At 63.2% G+C, this 12,990-nt stretch carries 9 protein-coding genes and 1 pseudogene; 4 read left to right on the top strand and 6 right to left on the bottom strand.

All coding sequences use genetic code 11. The features are described 5' to 3' along the window. Positions 1–49: 49 nt before the first annotated feature. The 4 genes from PCJ49_RS14265 to PCJ49_RS14250 form a co-directional block, all read right to left on the bottom strand. A complete protein-coding gene (locus PCJ49_RS14265; RefSeq protein WP_269911488.1) occupies positions 50–712 on the bottom strand; it encodes a Crp/Fnr family transcriptional regulator in 663 nt (220 codons plus the stop codon). A gap of 14 nt (positions 713–726) precedes the next feature. Next, positions 727–1,494: a class II aldolase/adducin family protein gene (locus PCJ49_RS14260; RefSeq protein ID WP_269911487.1), complete on the bottom strand. Its 768-nt coding sequence runs from the start codon at positions 1,492–1,494 to the stop codon at positions 727–729. Between the two features lie 176 nt (positions 1,495–1,670). Then, the gene (locus tag PCJ49_RS14255) at positions 1,671–2,726 is read right to left on the bottom strand and encodes an AbrB family transcriptional regulator (RefSeq protein WP_269911486.1); all 1,056 of its coding nucleotides are present in this window, start codon (positions 2,724–2,726) and stop codon (positions 1,671–1,673) included. Positions 2,727–2,732: 6 nt separating this feature from the next. Further along, the gene (locus tag PCJ49_RS14250) at positions 2,733–4,064 is read right to left on the bottom strand and encodes a citrate:proton symporter (RefSeq protein ID WP_269911485.1); all 1,332 of its coding nucleotides are present in this window, start codon (positions 4,062–4,064) and stop codon (positions 2,733–2,735) included. A gap of 356 nt (positions 4,065–4,420) precedes the next feature. Between PCJ49_RS14250 and PCJ49_RS14245 the strand changes: the two genes are divergently transcribed. The 4 genes and pseudogenes from PCJ49_RS14245 to PCJ49_RS14230 all read left to right on the top strand — a co-directional run bounded on the left by PCJ49_RS14245 (position 4,421) and on the right by PCJ49_RS14230 (position 10,237). Then, positions 4,421–6,565, top strand: coding sequence for a TonB-dependent receptor (locus PCJ49_RS14245; protein WP_269911484.1), 2,145 nt, complete (start codon positions 4,421–4,423; stop codon positions 6,563–6,565). Positions 6,566–6,567: 2 nt separating this feature from the next. Next, positions 6,568–7,827, top strand: coding sequence for a glycerate kinase (locus PCJ49_RS14240; protein ID WP_269911483.1), 1,260 nt, complete (start codon positions 6,568–6,570; stop codon positions 7,825–7,827). A 16-nt stretch (positions 7,828–7,843) separates the two neighbouring features. Continuing rightward, the gene (locus tag PCJ49_RS14235) at positions 7,844–8,929 is read left to right on the top strand and encodes a tartrate dehydrogenase (RefSeq protein ID WP_269911660.1); all 1,086 of its coding nucleotides are present in this window, start codon (positions 7,844–7,846) and stop codon (positions 8,927–8,929) included. Positions 8,930–9,024: 95 nt separating this feature from the next. Continuing rightward, positions 9,025–10,237, top strand: a pseudogene (locus PCJ49_RS14230) (IS3 family transposase). Positions 10,238–10,342: 105 nt separating this feature from the next. On the opposite strand, the gene PCJ49_RS14225 reads toward PCJ49_RS14230, so the two are convergent. Both PCJ49_RS14225 and PCJ49_RS24775 read right to left on the bottom strand, forming a co-directional pair. Then, the gene (locus PCJ49_RS14225; protein WP_269911482.1) at positions 10,343–12,688 is read right to left on the bottom strand and encodes a hypothetical protein; all 2,346 of its coding nucleotides are present in this window, start codon (positions 12,686–12,688) and stop codon (positions 10,343–10,345) included. Positions 12,689–12,704: 16 nt separating this feature from the next. After that, a complete protein-coding gene (locus tag PCJ49_RS24775; RefSeq protein WP_347710437.1) occupies positions 12,705–12,881 on the bottom strand; it encodes an ATP-binding cassette domain-containing protein in 177 nt (58 codons plus the stop codon). Between the last annotated feature and the right edge of the window lie 109 nt (positions 12,882–12,990).

The raw sequence follows: 12,990 nt of genomic DNA, 5'->3' as shown, positions 1-12,990 counted from the left end.
GACGCACAAGTTCCCTTCGCCTGCCTGATTGACAGACGGCAGGGCTTGATCAGGTCAGGGAGGAAAGCCCTTCAAAATTAAGGATTTCGATCCGCCCATGGACGGTGCGGATGAGGCCGCCCTGTTCTGCCATCTCCAGCAGCCGGCTGAGCCGATCGCGCGGCATCCCGATCCGGCAGGCCAGTTCCTCGCGGTTGATCCGCACCAGCTGCTGGCAAGGGGCTTCGCCGGCCATTCTTAAAAGCACATGCGCCAGCCGGGCGGGTGGGCTGCGCAGCAGCATCAGCCCGATATGGTCAATCGTGGCGCGATGCTGCTGGCAGGCCAGCAGGGCGATATGCTGGTAAAGGGCCGGATTGGCCCGGCCCATGGCCTGGATGTCGGCCAGGGGAATATGCAGAACAAGGGAGCGGCCGGCGGCAATGGCATCATGCGGGCGCGGCCCGCCATCCAGAATGGACAATTCGCCAAACCAACAGCCCGTTCGGGCGGCGAGATTGATTAATGGTCGCCCGGTTTCCGGGTATGAAACCAGCCGCACCTCCCCGGACAAGACCCGAAAAAGACCGCTGGGCGGATCGCCGGCCCGGTAGACACACTGGCCATCCACCAGTTTTTCTTTGCGCGCGGCGGCTGCAAACCAACCCCGGCAGCCCGGCGGCAAGCCGGCGAACCAGGGGTCAACTTCCAGAAGCCTGACCACACCCAGCATCGGCCGCCCCCCGATCAGCACCGGAAACCGGGATTGGCCCGGTCCAGCCGGCGCAGCAAGGCCGGCCAGGCCAGCCTTTCCGCCGCCATGTCAACCATGGGACCGGAGGATTGCTGGCGCACCTTGTCGGCGACGCCCGCCGGCGGCGGGTACAGGTTATCGCGCCCGGCGGCCAGCATATGCACCTGCGCCTCGCACGCCCGTTCCAGGAAATAGATGCGCAGGAAGGCAATGGCGATGGAGGCACCGACGGCCAGCGTGCCATGATTGCGCAACAGCATCAGATTATGGCCGCCCAGATCCGCCACCAGCCGCGCACGCTCAGCCAGATCGGTGGCGATCCCTTCATATTCATGGAAGGCGAGATCGTGATGGGCGATCATCGCCGTCTGGGTATAGGGCAGCAGCCCGTCGCGCATCGCCGACACCGCCTGACCGTGCGGGGTGTGCAGATGGATCACCGCCTGCGCATCCTCTCGCGCCATATGGATGGCGGAATGGATGGTGAAGCCGGCCGGGTTGACCATATGCGGCGTGGGATCAACTGCCCTGCCCTCCACATCGATCTTCACCAGGGAAGAGGCCGTGATCTCCTCAAACATCAGATTATAGGGGTTGATCAGAAAATGATGGTCCGGACCCGGAACGCGCACGGAAAGATGGGTGAAGATCAGGTCATCCCAGCCATAGAGCGCCACCAACCGGAAGGCGGCGGCCAGATCGACCCGCAGCCGCCATTCCGCCGCGGACATGCCGTCTGGGATATTTTCAATATCAGACATGGTTTTCCTCCCATTTTTTTGATGATCGTATCATCGGTCAAAATTTTTGACCGATGATACGGCGGCGACTGCCGCCGCGCCGCTCATGCGGCAGAAGCCCGAGCCCACGGATGTGGGCGCTGGCGATTGAAGGGCTTGGAAGCGTGACCATCGGTCACACTTCCAAGCCACTGGTATCAGTTGACGTGGCGGGCGACATAGGTGGCGAGTGCCGGCCCGACCAATAGAACCAGCAAGACCCGCAGCACCTGCGCCGACAGGATGAAAGGCAGATCAACCGGTACCGTGGTCCCGATGATCAGGATGGCATCGATGCCGCCCGGTGTCGTGGCCAGATAGCCGGTCAGCCAATCGACATCGCAGATCAGGCTGACCAGAACCCCCAGACCGGCACAGAGACCGATCAGCAACGCACAGGCCAACAGGATGCGCGGCAGGGCGCGGGCACAATCGGTCAGCGTGTCCCGCGTGAAACTGAGCCCAATATTCCAGCCGATGACGGCATAGGCAGCGGCGGCCAGCAGGGGCGGCACGGCCGGGCTTGTCCAGCCGGCGGCAATAAACGCCGCACCGATCAACCCCGGCACCAGAAAGGCACCGGCGGGAAAACGGAACAGCCGGGCCGCCACCACGCCCAGGCTCGCCAAACCCAGGGTTTCCAGCAATCCCGGCAGGTCCGGGGCGGGCAACCAGCTTGCCAGCGGCGGCGTGGCGGCGGATCCGGTGAGCATATGGGCCAAAGCGATGGCCGAACCGGTCACCAGCAATATCCGCAGATATTGGATGATGGCGACCATCCGGCCATCGCCCCCCTGTTCCTGCGCCAGGGCCACCATGCCCGCCGCCCCGCCGGGGGACAGACCCCAGACGGCGGTCGTGCCATGGAACCAGCCCCACCGGGCCACCAGCCAGCCCAGCCCGCCACTGGCCAGCAACGTGGCCGCCCCCATCGCCAGCAGCAGGGGCAACCGTGCCAGCATCGCCGGCCCCACCGCACCACCCAGCGCCACCGCGACCAGACAGCCGATAATGGTGTAGCTACATAACAGGCCAAGCTTGGGGGGACGGATGGCAAAACCGGCCAACCCGCAGGCGATGCCCGCCAGCAGCGGCCCCAGCAGCAGGGCCGCCGGCACCCCGGCCAGTTTCAGCCCCGGCACCAGGGCGGCGGTAGCCAGCCCCAGCAGCAGCCACTGGCCTGCCTTTGCCCCTGCCTTTGCCATCGCCGACATGGTCGCTCACCCTGCCTGAAGGGGAAAAGCCCCGGTGGCCAGGGCTGCCGCCAGCACCACCAGGGAGATCAGCGCCGCCCATTTCAGGGCGAAACGCTGTACATCGGCGACATCCACACCCAACAAGCCGCAGGCCAGATAGATCGGTGCCAGCAGCGGGCTTAACGTATGGACCGGCTGACCGATCAGGGAGGCGCGGGCAATGGCGTCCGCCTCGATCCCATAGCCAGCGGCGGCACTGGCTATCACCGGGACGACGCCGAAATAATAGGCATCGTTCGACATCACGAAGGTGAGCGGCATACTGACCAGGGCCGTGATCGGTGCCATATAGCGGCCGATGGAAGGCGGGATGACCGACAAAGCGGCGCTGGCCATGGCATCGACCATGCCGGTGCCGTTCAGGATGCCGGTGAAGGCACCCGCCGCGAAGATCAGCACAACGATATTGACCACATTGTCGGCATGGGCGGTAAGGCGCGCCTTCTGGTCCCGCAGCCGGGGATAATTGACAGTGGCGGCGATGGAAAACGCCCCCATCATCATCACCGGCAAGGGTGCCAGCCCGAACGCCATTCCCAACACCAGCCCCATGGTCAGGGCTAGATTGAACCAGAACAGACCGGGCCGGCGGATATCGGGTTCAGCATCTGCCATGAAGGGGCTGACCGGTTCCACACTGCCGTCACTAATCGGGCAACCGCTGGCCGCCAGCCGCCGCCGCTCCGACTGGCCAAGGAAGAACGCCAGCAGCAGGGTGGCCAGAAGCCCCGCCAGCATTGCCGGCACCAAGGGTCCGAACACCTGCCCCACATTCACGCCGACAGCAGCGGCGGCGCGGGCAGACGGGCCGCCCCAGGGCAGGTAATTCATCAGCGAATTGCACAGGCCCAGCAAGGTCGCAAGGATCAGCGGATTCATCCCGACACGGCGATAGACCGGCAGAAAGGCGGTGATGATGATCAGCGCCGTCGTCGTGCCATCCCCATCCAGGGAGACGATGCTGGTCAGCACCGCTGTACCCAGGGCAATGCGCACAGGATCATTGCCGACGGTCGCCAGCACGCTGCGCACCAGCGGGTCGAACAGGCCGGCATCCATCATGATGGCGAAATATAATACGGCGAAGGTCAGCATCAGCGCCGTCGGCGCCACCTGGATCACCCCTTCCAGGATCATGTCGCCCAGCCCGGCACCGGCACCCGCCAGCACACCGAACAGGATGGGAACCGCCAGCAGCGCGGTGACCGCCGACATCCGCTTGGTCATGATCAGCACCATAAAGGTGGCGATCATCAAGGTTCCCAGCAGCGCCGGCGAAAGCAATGTGTCGATCAACGTGTTGTCTCCCGGCAACCACGGCAAACCCGCTTTGGCCTGATGTCCAGACACGAAAGGGGGCCGTTTGCATCAGTGAATCCCATCCGCAGATAGCGGATGCAGGAAAGGTGGGGCCAACCGCGCAGCCGGAACCGGCGGCGGAACCTGACCCCGACCGCACCGGCCCATCCTTCAGCGCAAGCCGCCATCGTTCGTCCAACGCCCTTATCCTGTGCAGTTGGCGTCGGCCCGTCAAATAAAAACATCCATATTCATAAATTTTTGCATCCAAAATATTGACCATCGACATCCAATGCGCATAGGTTGTTTCCATACCCGGAAAAACCGGGGCTAACCGGGAGGAACAGATGAGAATGATCAGCCGCTTGGCTTTGGCCGGCGGAACCATCGCCATGACCCTGGCGTCGAATAATCTTGCCCAGGCCCAGGCGGCGGATGCGGTTGGAGAGATGGAGGAGATCATCGTCACGGCCCAGCGCCGCAGCGAACGCCTGCAGGATGTACCCGTCACCGTCACCGCCTTCGGTGCTGCGGAAATCGAGCAGGCGCGCCTGCGTCAGATTGATGATATTGCCGGGCGCACACCCGGCCTGAATTTCGATGCCTTCCCCGCCTCCCAGCCCCGCATCAGCATTCGCGGCATCGGCTCCAGCGACCGGGGGGCCGCCGGTGACCCCAGTTCCGCTGTCTTCCTGGATGAAATCTATCTGGGCCGGCCGGCCGCTGTGGCCTTTGATGCATTCGACGTGTCACGCATTGAGGTGCTGAAAGGCCCGCAAGGCACGCTTTATGGCCGCAATGTCGTCGGCGGTGCCATTAATGTCGTCACCAGCCGCCCCTCGCTTGACGCGGTTGACGCCGCCGTGGAAGCCACCGTCGGCAATCATGAACGGTTGGAAGCCGCCGGCTTTGTCAATGTGCCCCTGGTGGAAGGGAAATGGGCGGCGCGTGCCAGCGGGGCCGTCCGCAGCCATGACGGCTACACCCGCAACAGCTTCACCGGCAACCGGGTGGATGATCAGGATATACGCAGCGGTCGCCTGCATCTGGCCGGCGAACCGTCGGAAACGCTGCGCGTGCTGCTGACGGTGGATGGCACCCGCGATCGGGCGACGGGGCCCGCCCAGCATGTGCTGGACCTGGACACAGAAGACCCCCTATCCGCCCTCTGGACCGTCAACCGCGATCGCCGACACATTGCCAGTTCCACCGATGGCCATCAGGACCGCGACACCTGGGGGGTGCGGGGGCAACTGGATTGGGATCTGCCTTTTGCCAGTCTCACCTATCTCGGCTCCCACCGCGATCTCGACTATCGCGCCTTCTATGATGTGGATGGCGGTAATGAGACCACAAATCCTCTGAATATCAGTGGCGGCAATGATGAGGTCAGCGACTTTTCCAGCCATGAGCTGCGTCTGAACGCCCTGCCTGACAGCCATATCCAATGGGTGGCCGGGCTTTACAATTTCAACAATGACACTGACCGCACAGATACGCTGATCATTGATATGGGCGGCCCGGCGACGGAAATTTATACCCAGGCCGCCAAGCTGCACAGCTATGCCGCCTTCGGCGATGCGACCCTTCCGCTGGGCGGGCAACTGTCCCTGATCGGTGGCCTGCGCTATTCCCGGGACAAGAAAGAGTACCGGGTTTCCAACATGACCGGCGACGCGGTGCTGCGCGGGTCGGAACGGTTCAACGTCACTACATCGGACACATACGAAGCCTGGACCTGGCGGGGCGGCGCGCAATACAAGCTGGACCGCGACCATCAGCTTTACGCCATGGTTTCCCGTGGTTTCAAAAGCGGCGGCTTCCAGGACACGCCCGGCAACGCGGCGGAAGCCGCCGACGGCTTCGAACCAGAATATGCCACCCAGTATGAACTGGGCCAGAAAAGCAGCTTCCTGGATGGCCACCTGATCTGGAACAACACCCTCTATGTCATGAAATATACCGACCTGCAGACGCGGCGGACCCTGCCCAACCTGTCCATCGTCACGGAAAATGCCGGCAAGGCCACCATCCAGGGTTATGAGACCTATCTGCAATGGCGTCCTTTCACAGGTGCCAATCTGACCGCCAGTTATGGCTATACAGACGCCACCTTCGACGAATTCGCGCCGGAACCGGGGGAGGATTATGCCGGCAACCGCCTGTCGCGCACGCCCAAGCACAAGCTGGTGATCTCCCCCTCTTACGAGACCGTGCTGGAAAACGGTCACTCTCTGCTGTTCGCCGCGGATTACCGGTATGAAAGCATGATCTTCGACGATAATTCCAACGAGGGACCGGAACGGCGGGCCCCCACCCATTTCGTCGATGGGCGCATCGTCTTCACCGATGTGACGGGACGCTGGTCGCTGTCACTGTGGGGCAAGAACCTGACCAACGAGCTGACGCGGACCAACCAGCTGGTTTTCCTGGGGGCCAATTTCGGTGCCTATAACCCGCCCCGCACCTATGGGGCAACGCTGGGCTGGCGGATGTAGGCATGATCACCTCGCAGCAAAACCATTTGCGCCTGTTGTTCGAGGCGGCTTTGGCCGCCGCCTCGCCAGCATCATGCCTGCCCCCCCACCTGCCGCCCCCGCCCAAGGGGCGAACCCTGGTGATCGGGGCCGGCAAGGCCGCCGCAGCCATGGCGGCCACGGTTGAACAGCATTGGCCAGGCTCCTTGTCGGGGCTGGTCATCACCCGCTATGGCCATGGCGTGCCCTGCTCTGCCATCCGCGTGGTGGAGGCGGCCCATCCCGTGCCCGATGCCGCCGGCATCCGGGCCACGCGGGAAATGCTGGACCTGTTATCGGGGTTGACGACCGATGATCTGGTGCTGTGCCTGCTGTCCGGGGGCGGATCGGCCTTGCTGGCCGCCCCGGCACCCGGCCTGACGCTTGCCGATAAACAGGCGGTCACCCGCGCCCTGTTGAGGAGCGGGGCCACCATCGCGGAGATGAACTGCCTGCGCAAACATCTCTCTGCCGTCAAAGGCGGCCGTCTGGCACAGATGGCGGCCCAGGCCCGTACCGTCACCCTGTTGATCTCCGACGTGCCGGGGGATGATCCGAGTACCATCGCTTCCGGCCCCACCTTGGCCGACCCCACGACACGCCAGCAGGCCCTGGCGATCCTGGAACGCTACAAGATCACGGCCCCGCCTGCCGTGCTGGCCTGGCTTGCCGATCCGGCCAGTGAAACGCCAAAAGGGCCGGACGCGCTGCCCTCCGGTCATCACCGGATCATCGCCACCCCCGCCGCCGCCCTGGAAGCCGCAGCGGCGCGGGCGCGCGAACTGGGCCTGACGCCCCTGATCCTGGGCAGCGATATCGAAGGCGACGCGGGAGAGGTCGCCCGGCACCATGCCGCCACAGTCCGGGAAATTCTGCGGGGCGAGAACAACATCGCGCGTCCCTGCGTCCTGTTGTCGGGCGGGGAAACCAGCGTCACCGTGCGCGGACAGGGCCGGGGCGGGCGCAATGCGGAATTCCTGCTGGCGCTTGCGGTGGAACTCGCGGGCCAACGCAGCGTCCATGCCCTGGCCGCTGACACCGATGGTATTGACGGGTCGGAAGATAATGCCGGGGCCTGGATCGACCCCGACATCCTGCACCGGGCAGAACAGGCCGGCCTTTCCGCCACTTCCCTGCTGGCAAACAACGACGCCTACAGCTTCTTCAAGGCCATGAATTGCCTGCTGATGACCGGGCCGACACGCACGAATGTCAATGATTTCAGGGCCATCCTGATTGATTGAGGATTGGAGAATGATGATGAAACGACCCTACCGCATCGCCGTCATCCCCGGCGACGGGATTGGCAAGGAAGTGGTGCCGGAGGGCCTGCGCGTGCTGGAGGCTGTGGCGGCGCGCTATGGCTGCACGTTCGCCTTCGACCATTTCGACTTCGCAAGCTGCGACTATTACCAACGCCATGGCAAGATGATGCCGGACGACTGGAAACAGCAGATCGGCAGCCATGATGCCATCTTCTTCGGTGCCGTCGGCTGGCCAGCGACCGTGCCCGACCATGTCTCCCTCTGGGGATCGCTGATCCAGTTCCGCCGGGAATTCGACCAATATGTCAATCTGCGCCCCGTGCGTCTGATGCCCGGTGTGCCCAGCCCGCTGGCCGGTCGCGCCCCGGGGGAGATTGATTTCTACGTCGTGCGGGAAAATACCGAAGGGGAATATTCGTCCATCGGCGGCCGCATCTTCCCCGGTACCGAGCGGGAAGTGGTGATGCAGGAAACGGTGATGACCCGCATCGGCACCGACCGTATCCTGAAATACGCGTTCGATCTGGCGCAACGGCGGGAGAAGAAGCACCTGACATCGGCGACCAAATCCAACGGCATCGCCATCACCATGCCCTATTGGGATGAACGGGTGGAGGCAATGGCGGCGCATTATCCCGATGTGCGCTGGGATAAATACCATATCGACATCCTGGCCGCCCATTTCGTGCAGCATCCGGACTGGTTCGATGTGGTGGTGGCGTCCAACCTGTTCGGCGATATCCTGTCCGATCTCGGCCCCGCCTGCACCGGTACCATCGGCATCGCACCGGCCGGCAACATCAACCCGGATGGCAAATTCCCGTCTCTGTTCGAGCCGGTGCATGGTTCTGCCCCGGATATTGCAGGCAAGGGCATCGCCAACCCGGTCGGCCAGATTTGGTCTGCGGCCCTGATGCTGGATCATCTGGGTGAACATGCCGCCGCCGCCGCCATCCTGCGTGCGATCGAGATGGTCCTGGCCCAACCCGCCCTGCGCACCCGCGACCTGGGCGGCCCCGCCGATACGATCACCTGCGGTCGGGCCATTGCCGAGGCCGTGGCGGTGGCACCGCGAAATTGACCTGCTCCCTGGAAATGTGCCCGGCATAAAGTAGAGTCCTCCGATCGAAGGAGGGCTATTTGAGGAAGAAGAGCCGTTTCAGCGAGGAGCAGATCATGGGGATTCTGCGGGAGCAGGAGGCTGGGCATAAGACGGCGGAGATTTGCCGCCGGCATGGGATTTCGGAGGCGACATTTTACGCCTGGAAATCGAAATATGGCGGGCTGGAGGTGTCGGAGGCCAAGCGCCTGAAGGGCTTGGAGGAAGAGAACAGCCGCCTGAAGAAGCTGCTGGCCGAGGCGATGCTGGACAACGCCATGCTGCGCGAGGTGGCGGGAAAAAAGTGGTAAGGCCCGCCGCCAGCCGCCGGACGGTTGCTCATCTGCGGGCAACGTTCGGGGTGAGCGAACGGCGGGCCTGCTCTGTCTGGAAGGTGCATCGGCGGACGATCCGCTACCGGTCGCGGCGCCCTGATGACGGTGCCTTGCGGCAAAGGCTGCGGGAACTGGCATCGGAGCGACGGCGTTTTGGCTACCGGCGTCCGGGATGTCTGCTGGCCCGGGAGGGGATGGCGGTGAACCATAAGAAGCTGCTGCGGATTTACCGGGAGGAAGGGCTGGCGGTGCGCCGGCGGCGGGGTCGCAAACGGGCACTGGGCACACGGGCGCCGATGAATGTGCCTCAGCGGCCCAACCAGCGCTGGAGCCTGGATTTCGTGTCGGACGCATTCAGCGATGGCAGGCGGTTCCGCATCCTGGCCGTGGTGGATGATTTCTCACGCGAATGCCTAGAGCCTGATGCGTTTAATCGTAAACGCATCAGGCTCTAAGCTCTTGTTCAGCGAGCAGATTCACGCTGCAAAGCGATTCCGCTTTTCCGCGATCTGCTCTAGCCCTGGTGGCCGACACCTCGCTATCCGGCAAGCGGGTGGCGCGGAAGTTGGACGCGCTGATCGCCACACGCGGCAAACCGCTGATGATTGTCAGCGACAATGGCAGTGAGTTCATTTCCAGGGCGATCCTGGCCTGGACGCAAGCCAATGGGGTCGAATGGCATTACATCCAGCCCGGCAAACCCACCCAGAATGCGTTCGTGGAAAGTTTCAACGGACGCTTGCGCGATGAATGCCTGAATGAAACCCTGTTCCACGGCGTGCGTCACGCCCGACAGGTGCTGGCCGACTGGCGGGACGACTACAATAATATTCGACCTCATTCCACCCTGGGCGGGATGTCACCCGCCCAGTTCGCAACGTTCAGGACCGGGGGCATGCCCCCGGTCCTGAACGTCACTCAACCCCAATACCAAACCAGAGGTCTCTGCTTATAAACGGGGATGTTTTGGGGAGGAGGTCATATACTGATATTTCGGTACCAGTTTAACGGCTGCCCGGTCCGGATGCAGAGGTGACCCCGCTAAAACGCCCCCTTGACGCTAAGAACCTGATACAAACAAAGCAGAAGTCCAGACGCGTGACTGATCACGTTGCCGGGCCGTCAGGAACAGGGGATGTTCACGTCCCTTCTCAAGCCCCAGATCGGCAAGGTCAATGCGGCCCGCCACCTCCCGCGGCAGGGCGGCGGCGGTGATGCGTTCCAAGGATACTTCCAGTTCCGTCCCCGACAGAACGCTGCTGACACGCCCCGCCGCCAACAGGTCCGCGCCTGAGACCGCCAGCACCGCCTCTGACGCATGGGGGTTGACGGGCGGGTTCAGCGGATCCCCCACCTTCACATAGGTGCCGATCCCCAGATCAACACGAAGTTGGGCGTCGGCCAGATTGGACAGGGTCAGTTCGATCGCGTCCGTATCGCCATGGGTAACGGTCCGCAGTGCAACACTGGTTGCGCCATCGCGCCAGCAGGATTGTTCGGGATGATCGAAACCAAAACTCTGGATATGGCGGATGCTGGCCCCCGTCACGGTCAAGGCACCGTTCCAATAGGCGCCGCGATAGCGGTCTTTGATGCGGGCTCCCCCCAGGCGCAGGCGCACATGCTGGTCGGACAGCCCCGCCTCCCGGTGCAGATCGCGTTCCCACAGCAGCCTGTCGCCATCATAGAGCTGCAGGCTTTCCCAGCCATGATCCCCCAGCAGACGATAATCCAGGGTCCCTGCCCCGGCCGTCACCACCTCCCCCATCCATTGATCGCCCAGCCGCAGCAGCGCAATGCTGCGTTCACCCGTGGTGGCAAAGGTTCGCCGTGCGCGCAGGGCCCGGCCCACCTGGGCCCGGTCCACACCATCGGACAGCACCCCCGTCAGCCCGCCGCGCGAACCGAACACCGACGTGGCCGGGTTGCCGCCACCGCAGCGCCCCTGATGCTCATCACTGCTGGCTGACGCCCCCAGCCGGTATCCGCGCTTCAAGGCATCGGCATAAACCCAATGGAACTGCCCCCAGGCGGAACTGATTTCAACCAGCCGTTCCAACTCTGGATGATGCCAATCCAGATTGCAGCGCCGCCCGCCCACATGCGGGATCAGCAAATGCCCCTCCGGATCATCGGCATAGGCAGCATAAAGATCATCCAAAGGCCAGGCGCCGGGGCGAAGGGCCCCACGGGTACTTTCATTCCATTCAAAGGACCGTACCGGATTACCCCGTGCATCGTGGGGGAAACGCGGCGGGGCATCGCGCAGGAACACGACATTATGGTCGCCACCCGCCGCCGAATTGCCGCACCATTCCGTGCCTGGATAGCAAACGAAACGCCCCGGCTGGTTGAAGCGGTCGATCAGCGCCACCGCTTCCTTCCAGGCCGTCTCCGTGACGTTGAAATCATTGGCCGTATAGCCCAGCACATCCAGGCCCGCCACGTCACGGCCATAGGACAGGTTATAGAATGTATCATTGGTGCCAACCGTGTCGTTGGAATGGACATGCAGGTCGGCATACAGAACGCGTGGTGCTTGTTCGTCGATGCTGACGAAGGCGAAGGCGGGGCTCAGGCCCGGCGCATCCGCATCGACCCGCCATTCGCCCGCTTGGGACAGAGCCAGATCATCCCGGCGCAGCACCGCCCAGCCCTTCGCTGACAGGGTGATGGGATGCGCCGCGACGGTGCCATCGGGGGCCGTCAACCGCAGGGAACCAGACACATTCTCATGCTCGACCGTATTGCCCCACTGATCCTCCGCCCGTATCAGCACAGGCACCGGCCCCGGCACGATCAGGCGCGGGGTGACCAGGCGCAGGGCATGGGGCGGACCGGGCACCACATCCAGGGTGCAATCGCCGGGCACAGCGGCATATTTCTGGCTGCCCAACGGGTCGATGAAAACGCGGAACCGGAAGGACTTTTCGACAAAGGTCTGCACCCGCGTGCCAGGCCCGCCCTGACGCCGGTCGCCCAGACGCACGATGATACGATCACCGGGGTTCAGATAGCCGTCGATGACGTCGATAATCACCGACTTTTGAAAGGGCCGCTCATGCCCCTTCTGGTCAAACCGGACCTTCAGCGCCTGCACCGTTGCCGGGCTTTGTCCCGGCACCAGATCGCCCGCCTGATATTCGGCAGAGACATAGTTCGCGGCCCGGGGGTCGCTGGTCTGAAACAGGGCCCAGTCGGAATAGAATTTGATGGCCAGCTTGATAGCGGCACCATCGGCCAGACCGGAGCCACCGACTTCGTAAACCAACTGCACCTCTGTCCATTCGCCGGCCACCAGACGGCCATGTGAACAGGTGGTGCGCCCCAGGAAGGGGCGGGCGCGATTGCGTTCATACAGACCCAGGGGCGCGATATGCCCCAGATTGGCGGCAATGTCGGTCACGAATAGGTTCCTTCGTTCAGATGCCAGGTGCGGTATAGCCAAGGGCCGCCATTTCCGGATGAACCGGCTGACCATTGATGGTGACGGAACCGACCTGCGGTGCCAGGAAACCCGACAGCAGGTTCATCGATGCGGTCTTGCCACACCCCGAGGAACATGGCGCCGGCCGAAGCGAAACCAATAACAACGCCATATTCAGTGTTCATTAGGTTATTTCACGATGAGTTTACGATAATACATTACAATACATGTTGGCAACCCCCCGGCTTGAAATCGTTGAAACGACCCCGCCCGGGTGGCAT

The sequence above is a fragment of the Niveispirillum sp. BGYR6 genome (assembly GCF_027568365.1).
Classification (GTDB): domain Bacteria; phylum Pseudomonadota; class Alphaproteobacteria; order Azospirillales; family Azospirillaceae; genus Niveispirillum.
Note: the sequence above shows the minus strand (reverse complement) of the source record. Positions and strands in the feature narration are given on the sequence as shown.

What these genes read in the sequence shown, in the direction of transcription:
- PCJ49_RS24775 (WP_347710437.1), bottom strand. Translation starts at nt 12,881, where the DNA reads ATGGCGTTGTTATTGGTTTCGCTTCGGCCGGCGCCATGTTCCTCGGGG.
- PCJ49_RS14245 (WP_269911484.1), top strand. Translation starts at nt 4,421, where the DNA reads ATGATCAGCCGCTTGGCTTTGGCCGGCGGAACCATCGCCATGACCCTG.
- PCJ49_RS14240 (WP_269911483.1), top strand. Translation starts at nt 6,568, where the DNA reads ATGATCACCTCGCAGCAAAACCATTTGCGCCTGTTGTTCGAGGCGGCT.
- PCJ49_RS14255 (WP_269911486.1), bottom strand. Translation starts at nt 2,726, where the DNA reads ATGTCGGCGATGGCAAAGGCAGGGGCAAAGGCAGGCCAGTGGCTGCTG.
- PCJ49_RS14235 (WP_269911660.1), top strand. Translation starts at nt 7,844, where the DNA reads ATGAAACGACCCTACCGCATCGCCGTCATCCCCGGCGACGGGATTGGC.
- PCJ49_RS14260 (WP_269911487.1), bottom strand. Translation starts at nt 1,494, where the DNA reads ATGTCTGATATTGAAAATATCCCAGACGGCATGTCCGCGGCGGAATGG.
- PCJ49_RS14265 (WP_269911488.1), bottom strand. Translation starts at nt 712, where the DNA reads ATGCTGGGTGTGGTCAGGCTTCTGGAAGTTGACCCCTGGTTCGCCGGC.